We start from the raw sequence: 17,144 nt of genomic DNA, 5'->3' as shown, positions 1-17,144 counted from the left end.
CTTTCTCCTTAGTCTGCGTAAATATCTTCAAATGCTGATTCAAGTGGTGGGAATGGACTTTCTTCCGCAAATTTAACAGAAGCTTCTACTGCTTCCTTGACTTGCGCTTGGATTTCTTCCAATTCTTCGGCACTTGCAATAGTGTTTTCAATGAGGTACTTGCGAAGGTTTTCGATCGGGTCTTTTTGTTTCCACAACTCCACTTCTTCACGCGTACGATATTTACCAGGGTCAGATGATGAGTGACCGAGCCAACGATAAGTGACACTTTCAATCAAGACTGGACCATTACCACTGCGAACATGATCTACGGCTTTCTTAAATCCTTCATAGACGTCGATGACATTGTTACCGTCTTCGATGAACATTCCAGGAATTCCATAAGCAGCGCTACGTTGATGGATATGTTCTACATTAGTCATTTTCTTGATATCCGCAGAGATACCGTAACCGTTGTTAATGCAATAGAAAATGACTGGCAGGTTCCAGATAGAAGCCATATTTACTGCTTCGTGGAAAACACCTTCGTTGGTCGCACCATCTCCAAAGAAGCAGACAACGATTTTACCAGTATTTTGCATTTGTTGACTGAGGGCCGCACCGACAGCGATTCCCATACCACCACCTACGATACCATTGGCACCAAGGTTACCAGCATCAAGGTCAGCAATATGCATAGATCCACCTTTACCTTTACAGGTTCCAGTATATTTACCGAGGATTTCAGCCATCATTCCATTGAGGTCAATTCCTTTGGCAATAGCTTGCCCGTGACCACGGTGGTTTGATGTGATCAAATCGTCTGGGTTGAGAGCCAACATAGCACCCACGTTAGCTGCCTCTTCTCCAACAGAAAAGTGCGTCATTCCTGGCACTTTCCCTTTCTTTACTAATTGCGCAATTTTTAAGTCAATACGACGGATTTCTTCCATCTTACGTAACATCTCTAGCAAAAGATTTTTATCTAAAATTGACATCTTCTTGCCTTTCTAAGTTTCTTCTTACCTTACTATTTTACCGTTTTTGACAAATACTGTCAAAGTTTTTCTAAAGAAAATTTCACAAAATAAAAAAGAAAACCCCATTGGAATAAGGGATTTCCTTATCAAGAATATTTTTTCACAAACTTTTTAGTGTTTATATTTTTCTAAAGATTCAAATCTCTTCATAATCACAGTTAAACGCCAACGGTAGAGAACTCCACTCACAACCAAACTAATAATCAAGCCGATCCAGTAAGAATAAGCTCCAAAATCTGTTAGGGAATCAAATAGCATAGCCACTGGGATTGTTACGCCCCAATAACCAAGCAAACCAAGGTAAAAAGGAATAACGGTATCCTTATAGCCCCGTAAAATTCCCTGGAGCGGTGCCGCAAAGGTATCTGCTAACTGAAAGAAAAGACTATAAGTTAAAAAGCGCGCTGTCAAATCGATAAATTCTGGATCGTTACCATAAAGACTAGCCACATTTCCCCTAAAAATGTAAAGGAAGGTTAAGGTGAAGGCCGCAAAAATGAGAGCTGTCCATCTTCCTAGACCAATATAGGTTTTCGCATCATCAAATCGCTTGGCTCCCACTTCATAGGAAACGACAATAGCCATAGCCGATGAAATACTCATAGGAAAGGCGTACATGAGAGTTGAAAAATTCATAGCTGACTGGTGACTAGCGATAATCAAGGATGAGAACTTAGCCATAATCAAACCAACCACGGAAAAGATAGCCACTTCCGCAAAGACAGTTCCCCCAATAGGCAGACCTAAACGAACTCCTTCCCTGATTTTATCCATATTAAGCGGAATGCGTTTCTCAAAATGCAAGGCTTTAAGCTTCTCCTGTTTAAATAAAACCAGAACAGAAATTCCCAGCAAGACCCAATAAGCCAATGAAGTACCTAAACCAGAGCCCGCACCCCCTAATTCTGGAACACCAAAGGCTCCGAAAATCAAGAGATAGTTAAATCCACTATTGAGAGGAAGTAACAAAAGCATGAGGTACATGGACAGTTTGGTCAACCCCAGCGAATCCAGCAAGGAACGAATGACACTAAAGAGCAACAAGGGGATAATCCCGATAGATAAAAACCAGAGATAGCGAACCGCTACTGCTGCCACTGGTGCTTCTAGTCCGATATGATTTAAAACGGGTGGTGCCAGGAAAACTACCAGTCCCAGCAAGACCACAGATAACCCCAAGGCCAGATAGATGAATTGGTAAAAATCAGACGCAACCTCTTCCTTTTTCCCTCTCCCAAGATGGTGACCAATGATGGGCACCAAGGCTGACACAATCCCTGTTAGGAAGGTAAAGAAAGGATTCCAGATACTGGTTGCCATAGATACACCAGCCAAGTCCATGGTATTGTATTGACCTGTCATAGTCGTATCAACAAAGGAGGCAGAATAATTGGCAAATTGATAAATCAGGATAGGGAAAAATATCTTTAAAAATAAGATAAACTTGTCTTTGAAATGATGGGTTTGGTACATATAGGCTCTCTATTCTTTTTGTTTACAGAGCAGACTCCCCCTAGTTTTGATAGACGATTTGTCCCTTACAGATGGTATATTTAACCTGCCCTTTTAAGGTTTCACCGATGAATGGTGAATTAGCTGCTTTCGAAGCAAAATGGGAGTCCACAAGGCGGTCAGCCTTAGCATCAAAAATAGTGATATCTGCTGGACCATTCTCAGCCAAGTAACCTGCTTCAAAGTTGTAAAGTTTGGCTGGGTTGTAGGTCATCTTTTCAAGCAATTCCATCAAGGTCAATTCCCCAGCTTCTACCAAATAAGTTAAACCGAGAGAAAGAGATGTTTCCAAACCAGTCATACCAGATGGCGCTTTGGTAATATCCTCGACATTTTTTTCATCCGCATGGTGAGGCGCGTGATCAGTTGCGATAACTGTGATAACACCTGACTTGAGACCTTCGATAACGGCACGACGGTCTGATTCCAAACGAAGTGGCGGATTCATCTTAGCATTGCTTCCTTGTGTCAAAAGGAGCGCTTCGGTCTTAGAAAAATGCTGTGGCGCTACTTCTGCTGTGACTTGTGCACCTAGCCCCTGAGCAAACTCAACTACTTTAACACTTTCTTCCTTAGACAAATGCTGGATGTGAACATGGGCCTTAGTTGCATAGGCAATCATGACATCACGCGCCATCATAGCATACTCAGCTACCCCAGTTGCACCACAGATATGGAAATGATCTTTAGCGATATTTTCATTAAAGCCAAGAATACCGTTCAAACCTGGATCTTCCTCATGAAGACTAATAAAGGTATTAAGCTTTTTAGCTTCCTCCATGGCTTCCTTAACAACTTTACTACTTTCAAGCGGGATACCGTCGTCTGAGAAACCAACAGCTCCAGCTTCTAAAAGTGCTTTAAAGTCAGTCAAATCTTGCCCATTAAAATTCTTAGTAATGGTCGCAACCGTCTTAACATTGATTTTTTCCTTGGCAGCAGATTGAAGAACATCTTTCAAAGTCTCAACGTCTGAAATGGTTGGACTAGTATTAGCCATCATGACAACAGTTGTAAAACCACCTGCAGCGGCTGCTAGGGCACCGGTATGAATGTCTTCTTTATGTGTTTGACCAGGTTCACGGAAATGAACATGAATATCGACCAAGCCAGGAGCAACTACAAGACCAGTAGCATCAATCGATTCTGCTCCTTCTTCCGTAATCTCAGTTGCAATTTTGACAATTTTCCCATCTTGGACTAAGACATCGCACACTTGATCCAAACCAGACTTGGGATCCATTACACGACCGTTTTTGATTAGTAGCATCTGCTTTCTCCTTTATTCATAGAAATCAACTTGGGTATCCAACAATTTATCCCCATCATAAACAAACTTGGCTGAAAAGAAGGGTTTATCTTCTAAAAGCCACCCAACAAAGGTATGGTCACCTTCCCAAGTCGGCTTACTCAAAACCTCATCATAGGGAACCCATTCTAGCGTTCCCTCATTGCAGTCAACCAAGTCACCCTCGAACTCCGTCACCTTAAAAACATAGGTGTACCAGTCTAAATCTGGTGTGAATTCAGGAAAAGTGATGACACCTTTTAGAACTGGCTTGGCTTTGAGCCCTGTTTCTTCAAGGATTTCACGCGCCGCGCATTCCTGAGGCGTCTCTCCTCGCTCTAGCTTACCACCCACACCAATCCATTTTCCTTCATGGACATCATTTGGCTTCTTATTACGATGGAGCATGAGCAGTTCTTTCCCGTTATCAATGTAGCAAATCGTCGCTAACTGAGGCATATTTTCTCCTTATCTAAGCCAATCGATTGGCTCTTGTCCTGTCTCTTTTAAGAATGCATTGGCCTTGGAAAAAGGCTTGGAACCCCAAAATCCTCTATAAACTGACAAAGGACTTGGATGGGCTGATTCGATAATCAAGTGATGAGGATTGGTAACCAAGGCCTTCTTCTTACGTGCATAAGCTCCCCAGAGTACAAAAACGACTGGTCTATCTAGATGATTGACCACCTGAATTACAGCATCCGTAAAAGGCTCCCATATCTGACCAGCATGACCATTGGCCCGTCCAGCAGGAACAGTCAAACAAGCATTAAGAAGCAAGACCCCTTGCTCAGCCCAAGCTGTCAAATCATGAGATTTCTTAACCCCGATATCGTCTGACAATTCCTTCAAGATATTTTGCAGGGATGGCGGAGCTGGAATAGAGTCCGGTACAGAAAAACTCAAGCCCTGCGCTTGACCTGGCCCGTGATAGGGATCTTGCCCTAGAATCACCACCTTAACGTCTTCTAGGGGTGTGGTCAAGAGAGCCTGAAAAATCTTTTCCTTGGGTGGATAAATAGTCCCCTGAGCATAGACCTGATTCATAAACTGATTGATTTTCCCGAAATAACCCTCAGGTAATTGCTCCTTAATCAAAGCATGCCAAGACGAATGTTCCATAGCCGACTCCTTCGTTTTTACTGCCTCTATTATAGCAAAAAGTGGCTTTCTAAACCACTTTTTACAGTTTATCTAAATAATCCAGCAAGTCTTGATAAGAATGAACTTCGTAGGTTGGCTGGGCTTGTGTCTTATTTTCCAGATGATGGGGATTGTACCAAATAGTATCAATCCCAGCATTATTGCCACCTTGAATGTCGGCGGTTAGAGAGTCTCCAATCATCAGCGTCTTTTCTTTGCTAAAACCTGCAATCTGTTGACCAATTTTTTCATAAAAAAGAGCATCCGGCTTTTGTGTTTGCAACTGTTCAGAGATAAAGACTTGGTTGAAATAGGGAGCCAGACCAGATTGTCCCAAACGACCTGTCTGAATGGCAATAATGCCATTTGTCGCAGCATACAAGTCATAATCACGATCGATGAGACTGTCCAAAAGTTCATGAGCGCCTGAAATCGTTTGTCCCTGTTGTGCTAGGTAAAATTGGTAACGCTGGGCTAGAAAACTACCGTCTTTTTCCTGTCCAAAATGAGAAAATAAACGAGAAAAGCGCGTGTTAACCAGCTCTTGTTTACTGATTTTCTTTTGCTCTAAGTCCTTCCAGAGAGCCTTGTTCATCGGAACATAATAGTCTTTATAAGCCTGAATATCTGCAACTCCTTCTTCTTTTAGAAGTTGCGTTAAAGCCACATCCTCAGCAGCATCAAAATCAAGCAAGGTGTGGTCGAGATCGAAAAGTAGAAATTTGTAGGACAATTTGAGAGTTTTCCTTTCTGAAAAAGCGTTATGAATATTATAGCATAAAGTAAGAAAGCCATATCAATTTATTCCATCTATTTGACATACAATTATCACAACTAAAGGCTACAAGTATACTTATAAATCACTCTTCTAGACTTTTGATTGTCAAAATCTTTCAGAATAGAACAATTCTATCTATCGAACATCCTAACTTCATAAATATTTATGCAATTCTAGGCCTAGAATTCCTATAAACTAAATGTTTTCTCACTATTCTAAGTCATTGATTGCCTTAAATTTTAATTTTTAAAGAATTCTAAAGCTAGAATAGTCCCATCACAATCAGTTTTGATTGATTCACAATTTAGAAACACTATAGCTTTACTCCTGTTAAAATAAAAAGGAACTGCCCAAGCAATCCCTTTCTGATTTTGAAATCATTTACTTAAAATTTGATAGTTGAGATAATCAATAACTCACCTATAAAAGGAATGATAGGAAGATTCCTTATTTATTGATTTCAATCTCCGACAACTGTGTTTGAATAACTGACAGTTCTGCACCAGCCTGAAGAAGAGCAGCTGCAGTATAGGCACCTTCTACAATTGGAACCCTATTGATGACGATACTTTTATCACTGAAATCAGCCACCATTTCTAAGTTCATTTTAGCAGAACCTAGGTCAAAAAAGGCTAATAAAGTATCTGCTGGATTTTCGGAAACAACCCTATCTACTTGATCAAAACTTGTTCCAATTCCTCCATCTTCGGTTCCTCCTACATAAGTAATCGGAACATCTTTAGCTACTTCACTAATCAGTTCAACAACACCTTCTGCAATGTGTTTGGAATGTGAAACGATAACAAGACCAATACTTCCCATTAAACCACCCCAGTCTCTAAAAGAGCAGTAAAGAGTAAACCTGATGAAAATGATCCAGGATCAATATGTCCAAGAGAACGTTCTCCTACATAAGATGCCCTTCCTTTAGTTGCAAGTAAATCTTTGGTAGCATTCACTACCTTATCAATAACCTCTTGAGTCAACTGGCCATCAGACAAGGCCGCAATAACAGGAGTCCAAACATCAACCATTGTCTTTTCTCCAACTTCTGCTTTCCCACGTTTGACAATCATATCCAAACCACTTTGCAAGATTTCTTCTATTTTCGAATTAGAATCAGCCTTGGCCATGCCCATAAAAGCAGAGCCATACAAGGGACCAGAAGCACCTCCTACCTTACTCAGTAGTTGTATTGAGACAAGTTTAAAAACATCACTGCTGGTCTCAAATTGCTTTCCTTCTAAGTTCTCCATAACTGCAGCCATGCCACGCGCCATATTTCCACCGTGGTCTCCATCTCCTATAGGAGTGTCTAGCTCACTAAGGTAATCTTTCTGTTCTTGAATCTTTTCATTAAAAATCTTCATCCATTCAAGAGCTTGTTCAGCATTCATGCGACATTTCCTCCTTGAGTTTTACCAAGCTGGGGTAGTAACAGGTGCATTTAGAGCATCCAACCATTCATCATCTGCCAATCGAATCAATGTTAATGACAAGCCAGCCATATCAATCGATGTCATATAGTTTCCAATTTTCTTAAACGCCAAGTCAACACCTTTTTCATGGAGTAATTTAGCCACATCATTTGCAAATACGTATTGTTCCATAAGAGGAGTGCTTCCTAAACCATTAATGAGAAGGCCATAGCGTTCTCCAGCCTTAAGTTGGAAACCTTCAGATAATTTTTCAATCAATTCTGAGGCCAATTGTGCTGAAGGTTGCATTTTCTCTTTCTTATATCCTGGCTCACCGTGGATACCAACTCCATATTCAAATTCATCATCTTCTAGAACAAAACCTGGTTTCCCAACTTCAGGAACGGTTGCTCCAGACAAGGCTAGCCCAATTGTTTTAATTTCTAAGACAAGTTTGTCGGCCAAGTCCTTTATTTCAGATAATGATTTACCAGAACGAGCTGCAGCACCCAAAATTTTATGGACTAATATAGTACCTGCGACACCTCGACGACCTTGGGTATAGAGACTATTTTCAACCGCAATATCATCATCGACTACAACACTTGCTATATCAATACCTTCCATTTCAGCAAGTTCTTGTGCAATTTCAAAGTTCATAATGTCACCAGAATAGTTCTTGATGACCATGAAAACTCCAGCACCTTCATCAGCCGCCTTGATGGCTTCTAAAATTTGGTCCGGAGTAGGTGAAGTGAAGACTGCTCCACAAATGGCAGCAGACAACATTCCATCTCCTACAAATCCAGCATGACTTGGTTCATGTCCTGAACCTCCACCTGAAATGAGTCCAACTTTTCCTGTCTTTTCTGCCTTTCTAACAATGACATCAAAACCATCTATGCGTTCTACCAAGTCATCATGCATGAATGACAATCCCTGCAACATTTCATCAACAACTTGTGTCGGTTCATTTATAATTTTTTTCATGAGAAACTCCTTTCGGCATTTACCTTTGTTTTCGCTTTCATTATATATTTTTTATTGCTGGATGATAAGGGACAGATTCTATTATTTGTCCCCTTTTAAACCCGTTTAAAACATTTTTTTGGTAAAATGAAGTAAGTAACAGAAAGGCTTCCTATGGCATCATCACTTATTACAAAAAAACGGATTGCCAAGGCATTTAGAGACCTATTAGCTACTAGAGAATTTGATAAAATCTCTATTGTAGAGATCATGGAATCAGCTGGCATTCGTAGACAGACTTTTTATAATCACTTTCTTGACAAATATGAACTGCTAGACTGGATATTTGAAAATGACTTAACCGAGTATATCACCAATAACTTGGACTTCATTTCAGGCCAAAAACTATTACAAGAATTATTTCTTTATTTCGAACAAGAGCGTGACTTTTATATTCAACTTTTTGATATTCAAGGGCAAAATAACTTCTATGACCAATTTATCAGCTACTGTCGCTTGCTTGTATCAAAAATTTTAAGTGAATACGGTCAGATTGATATCGATTCATCTGCTTATACTTGTTTTTTGTTAGACTATCATTCACATGCTCTAGCAGAAATCGTGAAGGCTTACGTCAATAAAAAAAGTCCAGTTCCACAACCAGACTTTCTAATCATGACCATTATTGGAAAGAGACCACAATGACATTTATTTCAAATCATAAACAGAAAATTATTTCAAGTTACATTTCGGCAACTGTCAGCAGTCATCCTGAATTAGAAAAACACCCTACCTTACCATTAGTCTATCAAAAAAAACGCAATCCTCATCAGATTCCAATATTGGCGGGTGGAGGTTCAGGACACGAACCTGCTCATATTGGATATGTGGGAGAAGGAATGCTTACCGCTGCTATCTATGGCCAATTATTTACTCCACCTACAAGAACTGAAATCTTAGAGTCCATTCGTTTTTTAAACAATGGTCACGGTGTCTTCATCATTGTAAAAAATTTCGAAGCAGACATCAAAGAATTTAGCTGGGCCATTAATACTGCTAGAAAAGAAGGAATTAAGGTCGGCTATAGTCTGGCGCACGACGATATTTCAATTGAACCTCACAATAGATTTCAAATTAGAGGGAGAGGACTTGCAGGGACTATCTTACTTCATAAAATCCTAGGATTTGCAGCTCAAAATGATGCCGACATAGAGCAACTAACTGATTTAGGTCATGAACTTGCTCCCGAAATCGCAACAATTGGCTTTGCAACGAAAGCTGCTAGTCTCCCCCAAGCCACCCTTCCACTATTTAACTTGGAAGAAGGAAATATTTCTTATGGTATTGGGATACATGGCGAAGAAGGCTATCGTATCGTCCTATTCCAATCATCGGAAATCCTTGCAAATGAAATTATAAGTAAATTAAGATTGCACTATCATTGGAAAAAGGGTGATCAATTTATATTGCTTGTAAATAATCTAGGCACTACCAGCAACTTAGAAATGGGCATATTTATCAATGATCTCCTTCAACTCTTAGAAATTGAAGGAGTCACTATTACTTTTATAAAATCAGGAACATTTATGACCAGCCTAGATATGGCAGGTATATCCGTAACTCTTTGCCCCGTAAAAAATAAACAGTGGTTAGAAGCGCTCAATGCTCCAACGACAGCTTTTGCATGGTAATTTGCTTGTATAACTCAAAAGGGCTACATCACTTGATAGCCCTTTGCTTTTATCTTACGTTTAAAAGAACTCATTCTTGCCATTTCAAATAGGCCATCTATCCCTTACAATTCTTCCGATGAGCTTTGAGTTTTTTCATAGCCCAATCATAGTGGCTTGACGTGCTACTGACAAAGTAGGAACCTAGACTTGTTCCGCCAGTCCACTTATAGACACCTTTGGTAAAGAGTTCGTCATTGCTAAAAACTTCTATCAACTCTAAAACCTTCCTATGTGATTGTTCTAGGAGTCTAGTCGCTTCTTCTAAGGAGGTTTTCTGGTGCTTCTTCCAAAAAGCGACATTCATTTCTCCATAAGTTTTCCAATTATAAGATTCAGGGAGAAAAGGTCTTTCGTGACCTTTTTGATTGGAATGTACCCAAGTCAAAAGTAACTGCTGCCATTCATAAAGATGGATCAAGACATCCCGTAGATTTTTATCCCTTTTCCAGTGAGCTTCTTTTTTCTTTGGGTCTCTTGAAAAATCAAATGGAATCTGTAGCTCATCTTCACTTAGTTGGGAGATGAAACGATTGAGCTTTTCATAGTTTTCCTTAGAGGCCAGCATTAGCTCCTCTTTTGTTTTCGGTCTAGGCACAGAGTTCTCCCTTCATATTACTAGTTATTATTAGAAATTTTTTATCCTTTAAATCTCTATAACTTATCCTTTAATTTCTCAACAAAGAGATAGGCTGCTGGACAGGTCAAGGTATTCTTAATCGTCAAATGGTTGATTTGATGGATTTTTTTCCTGTCTGTATGGGGAAATTCACGACACGCCTTTGGACGAACATCATAGATGGAACAGAGATTATCTCCTCCTAGAAAGGGACAAGGCATGGATTTAAAAACCTTATCCCCATCTTCATCTACCTGCAGAAACTCCGCTTCAAAAGCAGGTAATTTCATCTTAAAATACTTGGCGATTCGTGTAATATCCGCTTCTTTAAAGTCAGGCCCCAATGTCTTGCAACAGTTAGCACAGGCCGTACAATCAATCTCCGCAAAAACTTCTTGGTGAATCTGTTGGGCTATCTTATCCAGATTTTTTGGTGGTTTTTTCTTTAAATTGGCTAAAATTTTACGGTGCTCCTTTTGCTTTTGCAAGGCTAGCTGGTGGTAATACTCAATATCAATTTCTTTAGACATGATTTCTCTCTTATTCTATTTGTTTCTCCTATTATATCATGCCTCTTCATCATTGAAAAGTGGACTTCACAAGACTATACTATTCCCAAATGTATCAAAAAACCTTGCAACTAGGTTAATGACATTAATCGAAGTTAACGTATTCTTTTTGAAGTTCAAGGACTTCTTCCATTGTTGAACACTCTGTAAGGGCACGGTTAGCGTACTCTTCCATCTTAGCAGTGTCCAATTTCTTCATCAAGCTACGTGTACGAAGGACTGATGTTGCTGACATAGAGAACTCATCCAAGCCCATTCCGACAAGAAGTGGAACAGCTTTTTGGTCACCAGCCATCTCACCACACATACCAGCCCATTTACCTTCAGCGTGAGCTGCCTTGATAACGTTGTTGATCAAGCGAAGGATTGATGGGTTATATGGTTGGTAAAGGTATGAAACTTGCTCGTTCATACGGTCTGCTGCCATTGAGTATTGGATCAAGTCGTTTGTTCCAATTGACATGAAGTCTACTTCTTTTGCAAATTGGTCTGCAAGCATTGCTGCTGCAGGGATTTCAATCATGATACCAACTTGGATGTCATCCGCAACTGCAACTCCTTCAGAAAGAAGGTTTGCTTTTTCTTCTTCATAAACTGCTTTGGCTGCACGGAATTCTTTCAAAAGGGCAACCATTGGGAACATGATACGCAATTGACCATGAACAGAAGCACGAAGAAGGGCACGGATTTGTGTACGGAACATTGCATCTCCAGTTTCAGAAATAGAGATACGAAGGGCACGGAATCCAAGGAATGGGTTCATTTCATGTGGCATATCGAAGTAAGGAAGTTCCTTATCTCCACCGATATCCATTGTACGAACAACCACTGGTTTACCATTCATTCCCTCAAGAACAGCTTTGTATGCTTCATACTGCTCATCTTCAGTTGGGAAATCTTGAGAATCCATGTACAAGAACTCTGTACGGTAAAGTCCAACCGCTTCTGCACCGTTGTTGTTAACACCTTCCACGTCTTTTGGAGTACCGATGTTAGCAGCCAACTCGAAGTATTTACCGTCAGCAGTCACTGTTTGAGCATCTTTCAAAAGTGCCCATTCAGCTTTTTGTTTAGCATAAGCTTCACCAGCTGCTTTAAATTCTGCCGCTTGTTCATCTGTTGGGTTGATAATCACTTCACCAGTAATTCCGTTAACGGCAAGGATATCACCGTCTTTCACCACTTCAGTGATGTTATTTGTTCCCAATACAGCTGCAATTTCAAGTGTACGTGCCATGATAGCTGAGTGGCTTGTACGTCCACCGATATTTGTTACAAAAGCTTTTACAAAGTTTTTGTCCAATTGAGCTGTATCAGATGGTGTCAAGTCATGCGCAATCACGATTACTTCTTCATTGATAGAAGCTGGGTTTGGCAATTTCTTACCAAGAAGATTTGCCAATACACGTTTTGTCACGTCGCGGATATCCGCTGCACGTTCTTGCATATATGGGTTATCTTCCATGCCTTCAAAGATAGTGATGAACATGTCAGTCACTTCTTTAAGACCTGCTTCTGCATTGACTTTCTTAGCACGGATTGTTTCTTTAATCTGACCAATCAATTCTGGGTCAGCAAGAACCATCAAATGAGCGTCAAAAACTTGAGCCGCTTCTTCACCAAGCGTACCTACAGCTTTCTCACGGATAAGAGAAAGCTCGTTTTGAGAAGCTTCAAGAGCTACATCCAAACGAGCCTCTTCTGCGTTTGTATCTTCGACTGAAACAGTCTCGAATGACAAATCCGGTTGAACGAGTAGATATGCTTTTGCAACTGCAACACCGTCAGATGCTGCGATTCCTTTAAGCATTTCTGTCATTTTCCTTATGCCAATCCTTCTTTTTCCATTGTTTCTGAGATTGCAGCGATAGCGTCATCTGCATCTGCACCTTCAGCTGAGATAGTTACATCAGCACCTTGGCCAACACCAAGACTCATAACACCCATGATTGATTTAAGGTTAACTGATTTACCTTTGTACTCAAGAGTGATATCTGAAGCAAATTTGCTTGCAGTTTGTACCAACAATGTTGCTGGACGTGCGTGAATACCTGTTTCTGCCACTACGTGGAAATCTTTAGAAGCCATAGTTTGACTCTCCTTTTGTTCTTTCTTTTTTGAGTTATATGTGATAACCCTTACAATTTGGTATTATACCATCTTCTAGGATTTTTTTCAAGCATTTTATGGGATTTATTCGATTTCCTTTCAGATAACTTGCTGAAAATCTTCTATTCTAGATAACAAAACACAGGATATAGTTTTCCAAAAAACTACTTCTAGGATAATCATTGCTGTTTTATAAAACAAACACTACATATTGTGTTTTGTGAGCTTGACTAGAAAAAAAGACCACTATATTTAGTTCAAATCATTGACAAAATTTTATTTTCTGATATACTAGGATAGAATTAAATTTTAAAGAGGAGTTACACAATGGTAACCGTTTATTCTAAAAACAATTGTGTCCAATGTAAAATGACCAAGCGTTTCTTGGACAGTAATAACGTTGAATATAAAGAAATCAATCTTGATGAGCAGCCTGAGTACATCGATCAAGTCAAAGAACTCGGTTTTAGCGCAGCTCCTATTATTCAAACACCAACTGAAGTCTTTTCAGGTTTCCAACCAGGAAAACTGAAACAATTAGCATAATCTTAGTACATCATCCAGAAGAAACTGCTTTTAGGGCTAACTTAGAAGCCTTTCTTTTGTAATTAGATAAGGGAAATTTTATGGGATTAAAACATCTTGAAGACGTGACTTACTTCCGTCTTAATAACGAAATTAACCGTCCTGTTAATGGACAAATCATGCTTCATAAAGATAAGGAAGCCTTGGATGCCTTCTTTAAAGAAAATGTAGTTCCAAACACTATGGTTTTTGATTCAATCAAAGACAAAATCAATTACCTCATTGAACACAACTACATCGAAACAGCCTTTATCAAGAAATACCGTCCAGAGTTCTTGGAAGAATTGGCTCAATTTATCAAAGACCAAAACTTCCAATTCAAGTCATTCATGGCAGCTTATAAATTTTACAATCAATATGCCTTAAAGACTAATGACGGTGAATACTATCTTGAAAATATGGAAGACCGTGTCTTCTTTAACGCCCTTTATTTCGCTGATGGGAATGAAGCTGTTGCAATCGATATTGCCAATGAAATCATCCACCAACGCTACCAACCTGCTACTCCTTCCTTCTTGAATGCTGGACGTGCTCGTCGTGGGGAGTTGGTATCTTGCTTCCTAATCCAAGTGACGGATGATATGAACTCTATCGGACGTTCTATCAACTCAGCTCTTCAACTTTCACGTATTGGTGGTGGTGTGGGAATTACCCTCAGCAACCTTCGTGAAGCTGGTGCACCTATCAAGGGTTATGAAGGAGCTGCTTCAGGTGTCGTTCCTGTTATGAAGCTTTTCGAAGACAGTTTCTCTTACTCTAACCAATTGGGTCAACGTCAAGGTGCTGGGGTGGTTTACCTCAATGTCTTTCACCCAGACATCATCGCCTTCCTTTCAACTAAGAAAGAAAATGCCGATGAAAAAGTTCGTGTCAAAACCCTATCACTTGGTGTTGTAGTACCAGATAAATTCTACGAATTGGCTCGTAAAAATGAAGAAATGTACCTCTTCAGTCCTTACTCTGTAGAAAAAGAATACGGTGTGCCATTCAACTACATCGACATCACTGAAAAATACGATGAATTGGTCGCAAATCCAAATATTCGCAAGACAAAAATCAAGGCGCGTGATTTGGAAACTGAAATCTCTAAATTGCAACAAGAGTCTGGCTACCCTTATGTAGTCAACATTGATACGGCTAACCGTGCAAATCCTGTTGATGGTAAGATTATCATGAGTAACTTGTGTTCTGAAATTCTTCAAGTCCAAGAACCAAGCTTGATCAACGATGCTCAAGAATTCCTTCAAATGGGAACGGACGTTTCATGTAACCTTGGTTCAACCAACGTAGTCAACATGATGACTTCACCTGACTTTGGTCGCTCAATCCGTGCTATGGTTCGTGCCCTTACTTTCGTTACAGATAGTTCGCACATCGTGGCTGTACCTACGATTGACCATGGAAATAGCCAAGCTCATACTTTTGGTCTTGGTGCCATGGGACTTCACAGCTACCTTGCCCAACAACTGATTGAGTATGGATCGCCTGAGTCTGTTGACTTTACAAGCATCTACTTTATGCTTATGAACTACTGGACTTTGGTTGAGTCAAACAATATCGCGCGTGAACGTGGTATCACCTTCCACAATTTTGAAAAATCAGACTATGCTAACGGAAGCTACTTCGACAAGTATATTACAGGCGAGTTTGTTCCAAAATCAGAACATGTTAAAGAACTCTTCAAAGATGTCTTTATCCCAAGTGCTGCTGACTGGGCTGAACTTCGCGACAAGGTTCAAGCAGATGGTCTTTACCACCAAAACCGCCTTGCTGTAGCACCAAATGGTTCTATCAGCTATATCAACGACGTTTCTGCTTCTATCCACCCGATTACGCAACGTATCGAAGAACGCCAAGAGAAGAAAATTGGTAAAATCTACTACCCTGCTGCTGGCTTGTCTACAGAAACCATTCCTTACTACACTTCTGCCTACGATATGGATATGCGTAAAGTCATCGATGTTTACGCTGCTGCGACTGAACACGTGGATCAAGGACTTTCACTCACCCTCTTCATGCGTAGTGACATTCCAAAAGGCCTTTACGAATGGAAGAGGGAAAATAAACAAACGACACGTGACTTGTCCATCCTTCGTAACTATGCCTTTAACAAGGGAATCAAGTCTATCTACTACGTCCGTACCTTTACTGATGACGGTGGAGAAGTCGGCGCCAACCAATGTGAAAGCTGTGTGATTTAGTTTCTAGCATAGAAACATTATTTTTCCCCTAAGCAGCACTGATAAAATCAAATCTACTAGGTCATAACATAATTTATGTAACATTTTAAAAGTCGGGCTTCCGACTTTTTGTGCGATACTCCTATAGAATTATGGTAAAGTAGAAATAATTGTGAGTTCGCAATACTAAACACAGAAAGAGATTTTAAATGGAAACTTACTACAAAGCCATTAACTGGAATGCCATCGAAGATGTCATCGACAAATCAACTTGGGAAAAACTGACGGAGCAATTTTGGCTCGATACACGTATTCCCTTATCAAACGACTTGGATGACTGGAGAAAGCTATCTAACAAAGAGAAAGACTTGGTCGGAAAAGTTTTTGGTGGTTTAACCCTTCTTGACACTATGCAATCTGAAACTGGGGTTGAAGCCCTTCGCGCAGACATCCGTACACCACATGAGGAAGCTGTTTTCAATAACATCCAATTTATGGAATCTGTCCACGCTAAATCTTACTCATCAATCTTTTCTACCTTAAATACTAAGGCTGAGATTGAAGAAATTTTCGAATGGACCAATACCAATCCTTACCTACAAAAGAAGGCTGAGATTGTCAACGAAATCTACCTAAACGGCAGCCCACTTGAAAAGAAAGTTGCCAGCGTCTTCCTCGAAACCTTCCTCTTCTACTCTGGTTTCTTCACTCCCCTCTACTATCTCGGTAACAACAAACTAGCCAACGTTGCAGAAATCATTAAATTGATTATTCGTGACGAGTCTGTTCACGGAACCTACATTGGTTACAAATTCCAACTTGGTTTCAATGAATTGCCTGAAGAAGAGCAAGAAAAACTCAAAGAATGGATGTACGACCTACTCTATACTCTTTATGAAAATGAAGAAGGCTACACAGAGAGTCTTTATGACGGTGTTGGTTGGACTGAAGAGGTTAAAACCTTCCTTCGCTACAATGCCAATAAAGCTCTCATGAACATGGGACAAGATCCACTTTTCCCAGATTCAGCTGAAGATGTCAACCCAATCGTTATGAACGGTATTTCAACAGGAACTTCCAACCATGACTTCTTCTCTCAAGTCGGAAATGGTTACCTTCTTGGCGAAGTTGAAGCCATGCAAGACGATGACTATAACTACGGTTTAGACTAATTCAATTATCCCAGAACTGATAACAAATATCATGGCTTGTTTAAAACAACCAT

The 17,144-nt window shown here is 40.0% G+C and carries 18 protein-coding genes; 5 read left to right on the top strand and 13 right to left on the bottom strand.

Annotation, left to right across the window (positions count from 1 at the left end):
* Positions 1-8 precede the first annotated feature (8 nt).
* The 9 genes from STYK_RS05185 to dhaK all read right to left on the bottom strand — a co-directional run bounded on the left by STYK_RS05185 (position 9) and on the right by dhaK (position 8,148).
* Complete coding sequence (locus STYK_RS05185; protein ID WP_261805371.1) at positions 9-977, bottom strand: thiamine pyrophosphate-dependent dehydrogenase E1 component subunit alpha; 969 nt, start codon at positions 975-977, stop codon at positions 9-11.
* Positions 978-1,130: 153 nt separating this feature from the next.
* Positions 1,131-2,492 (bottom strand): MATE family efflux transporter, encoded by a 1,362-nt coding sequence (locus STYK_RS05180; protein WP_261805370.1) that lies wholly within the window; start codon positions 2,490-2,492, stop codon positions 1,131-1,133.
* Positions 2,493-2,532: 40 nt separating this feature from the next.
* A complete protein-coding gene (locus STYK_RS05175) occupies positions 2,533-3,801 on the bottom strand; it encodes a dihydroorotase (protein ID WP_261805369.1) in 1,269 nt (422 codons plus the stop codon).
* A gap of 12 nt (positions 3,802-3,813) precedes the next feature.
* Positions 3,814-4,278: an NUDIX hydrolase gene (locus STYK_RS05170; protein ID WP_001135774.1), complete on the bottom strand. Its 465-nt coding sequence runs from the start codon at positions 4,276-4,278 to the stop codon at positions 3,814-3,816.
* A gap of 9 nt (positions 4,279-4,287) precedes the next feature.
* Positions 4,288-4,941: a uracil-DNA glycosylase gene (locus tag STYK_RS05165; RefSeq protein WP_261805368.1), complete on the bottom strand. Its 654-nt coding sequence runs from the start codon at positions 4,939-4,941 to the stop codon at positions 4,288-4,290.
* A gap of 61 nt (positions 4,942-5,002) precedes the next feature.
* Positions 5,003-5,695: a pyrimidine 5'-nucleotidase PynA gene (pynA, locus tag STYK_RS05160; protein ID WP_261805367.1), complete on the bottom strand. Its 693-nt coding sequence runs from the start codon at positions 5,693-5,695 to the stop codon at positions 5,003-5,005.
* A gap of 492 nt (positions 5,696-6,187) precedes the next feature.
* On the bottom strand, positions 6,188-6,562 hold the full coding sequence (gene dhaM / locus STYK_RS05155; RefSeq protein WP_125393864.1) for a dihydroxyacetone kinase phosphoryl donor subunit DhaM: 375 nt from the start codon (positions 6,560-6,562) through the stop codon (positions 6,188-6,190).
* Positions 6,562-7,137 (bottom strand): dihydroxyacetone kinase subunit DhaL, encoded by a 576-nt coding sequence (gene dhaL / locus STYK_RS05150; protein ID WP_261805366.1) that lies wholly within the window; start codon positions 7,135-7,137, stop codon positions 6,562-6,564. The genes dhaM and dhaL overlap by 1 nt, the downstream gene beginning before the upstream one ends.
* Before the next feature lie 21 nt (positions 7,138-7,158).
* Complete coding sequence (dhaK, locus tag STYK_RS05145; protein ID WP_261805365.1) at positions 7,159-8,148, bottom strand: dihydroxyacetone kinase subunit DhaK; 990 nt, start codon at positions 8,146-8,148, stop codon at positions 7,159-7,161.
* Between the two features lie 153 nt (positions 8,149-8,301).
* Between dhaK and dhaS the strand changes: the two genes are divergently transcribed.
* Both dhaS and dhaQ read left to right on the top strand, forming a co-directional pair.
* Positions 8,302-8,832, top strand: a complete 531-nt coding sequence (gene dhaS, locus STYK_RS05140; protein ID WP_261805364.1) for a dihydroxyacetone kinase transcriptional activator DhaS — start codon at positions 8,302-8,304, stop codon at positions 8,830-8,832.
* Positions 8,829-9,818, top strand: a complete 990-nt coding sequence (dhaQ, locus tag STYK_RS05135; protein ID WP_261805363.1) for a DhaKLM operon coactivator DhaQ — start codon at positions 8,829-8,831, stop codon at positions 9,816-9,818. Before dhaS ends, dhaQ begins: the two co-directional genes overlap by 4 nt.
* A gap of 97 nt (positions 9,819-9,915) precedes the next feature.
* Here the strand turns inward: dhaQ and STYK_RS05130 are convergent, their stop codons facing one another.
* From STYK_RS05130 to STYK_RS05115, 4 genes are all read right to left on the bottom strand, one after another.
* Positions 9,916-10,455 (bottom strand): ClbS/DfsB family four-helix bundle protein, encoded by a 540-nt coding sequence (locus STYK_RS05130; protein WP_261805362.1) that lies wholly within the window; start codon positions 10,453-10,455, stop codon positions 9,916-9,918.
* A 56-nt stretch (positions 10,456-10,511) separates the two neighbouring features.
* The gene (locus STYK_RS05125) at positions 10,512-11,006 is read right to left on the bottom strand and encodes a YkgJ family cysteine cluster protein (protein ID WP_070482622.1); all 495 of its coding nucleotides are present in this window, start codon (positions 11,004-11,006) and stop codon (positions 10,512-10,514) included.
* Between the two features lie 124 nt (positions 11,007-11,130).
* Entirely contained in the window at positions 11,131-12,864 is a 1,734-nt protein-coding gene (gene ptsP / locus STYK_RS05120; RefSeq protein WP_261805361.1) for a phosphoenolpyruvate--protein phosphotransferase, read from the bottom strand.
* A 5-nt stretch (positions 12,865-12,869) separates the two neighbouring features.
* On the bottom strand, positions 12,870-13,133 hold the full coding sequence (locus tag STYK_RS05115) for a phosphocarrier protein HPr (RefSeq protein ID WP_000146947.1): 264 nt from the start codon (positions 13,131-13,133) through the stop codon (positions 12,870-12,872).
* 348 nt (positions 13,134-13,481) lie between these two features.
* Between STYK_RS05115 and nrdH the strand changes: the two genes are divergently transcribed.
* From nrdH to nrdF, 3 genes are all read left to right on the top strand, one after another.
* A complete protein-coding gene (nrdH, locus tag STYK_RS05110) occupies positions 13,482-13,700 on the top strand; it encodes a glutaredoxin-like protein NrdH (protein ID WP_000259242.1) in 219 nt (72 codons plus the stop codon).
* 80 nt (positions 13,701-13,780) lie between these two features.
* Positions 13,781-15,940: a class 1b ribonucleoside-diphosphate reductase subunit alpha gene (nrdE, locus tag STYK_RS05105; RefSeq protein WP_261805360.1), complete on the top strand. Its 2,160-nt coding sequence runs from the start codon at positions 13,781-13,783 to the stop codon at positions 15,938-15,940.
* A 188-nt stretch (positions 15,941-16,128) separates the two neighbouring features.
* The gene (nrdF, locus tag STYK_RS05100; RefSeq protein WP_023939068.1) at positions 16,129-17,091 is read left to right on the top strand and encodes a class 1b ribonucleoside-diphosphate reductase subunit beta; all 963 of its coding nucleotides are present in this window, start codon (positions 16,129-16,131) and stop codon (positions 17,089-17,091) included.
* Positions 17,092-17,144: the final 53 nt, after the last annotated feature.

The organism is Streptococcus toyakuensis, from assembly GCF_024346585.1.
In the GTDB taxonomy this organism is placed as follows: Bacteria; Bacillota; Bacilli; order Lactobacillales; family Streptococcaceae; genus Streptococcus; species Streptococcus toyakuensis.
The sequence above is the reverse complement of the archived record's forward strand: the minus strand, read 5'-3'. Positions and strand labels throughout refer to the sequence as shown.

Bases quoted from the DNA above. Each gene is read 5' to 3' on its own strand.
- STYK_RS05185 (WP_261805371.1), bottom strand. From the start codon at position 977: ATGTCAATTTTAGATAAAAATCTTTTGCTAGAGATGTTACGTAAGATG.
- STYK_RS05180 (WP_261805370.1), bottom strand. From the start codon at position 2,492: ATGTACCAAACCCATCATTTCAAAGACAAGTTTATCTTATTTTTAAAG.
- STYK_RS05175 (WP_261805369.1), bottom strand. From the start codon at position 3,801: ATGCTACTAATCAAAAACGGTCGTGTAATGGATCCCAAGTCTGGTTTG.
- STYK_RS05170 (WP_001135774.1), bottom strand. From the start codon at position 4,278: ATGCCTCAGTTAGCGACGATTTGCTACATTGATAACGGGAAAGAACTG.
- STYK_RS05165 (WP_261805368.1), bottom strand. From the start codon at position 4,941: ATGGAACATTCGTCTTGGCATGCTTTGATTAAGGAGCAATTACCTGAG.
- dhaM (WP_125393864.1), bottom strand. From the start codon at position 6,562: ATGGGAAGTATTGGTCTTGTTATCGTTTCACATTCCAAACACATTGCA.
- dhaL (WP_261805366.1), bottom strand. From the start codon at position 7,137: ATGAATGCTGAACAAGCTCTTGAATGGATGAAGATTTTTAATGAAAAG.
- dhaK (WP_261805365.1), bottom strand. From the start codon at position 8,148: ATGAAAAAAATTATAAATGAACCGACACAAGTTGTTGATGAAATGTTG.
- dhaS (WP_261805364.1), top strand. From the start codon at position 8,302: ATGGCATCATCACTTATTACAAAAAAACGGATTGCCAAGGCATTTAGA.
- dhaQ (WP_261805363.1), top strand. From the start codon at position 8,829: ATGACATTTATTTCAAATCATAAACAGAAAATTATTTCAAGTTACATT.
- STYK_RS05125 (WP_070482622.1), bottom strand. From the start codon at position 11,006: ATGTCTAAAGAAATTGATATTGAGTATTACCACCAGCTAGCCTTGCAA.
- ptsP (WP_261805361.1), bottom strand. From the start codon at position 12,864: ATGACAGAAATGCTTAAAGGAATCGCAGCATCTGACGGTGTTGCAGTT.
- STYK_RS05115 (WP_000146947.1), bottom strand. From the start codon at position 13,133: ATGGCTTCTAAAGATTTCCACGTAGTGGCAGAAACAGGTATTCACGCA.
- nrdH (WP_000259242.1), top strand. From the start codon at position 13,482: ATGGTAACCGTTTATTCTAAAAACAATTGTGTCCAATGTAAAATGACC.
- nrdE (WP_261805360.1), top strand. From the start codon at position 13,781: ATGGGATTAAAACATCTTGAAGACGTGACTTACTTCCGTCTTAATAAC.
- nrdF (WP_023939068.1), top strand. From the start codon at position 16,129: ATGGAAACTTACTACAAAGCCATTAACTGGAATGCCATCGAAGATGTC.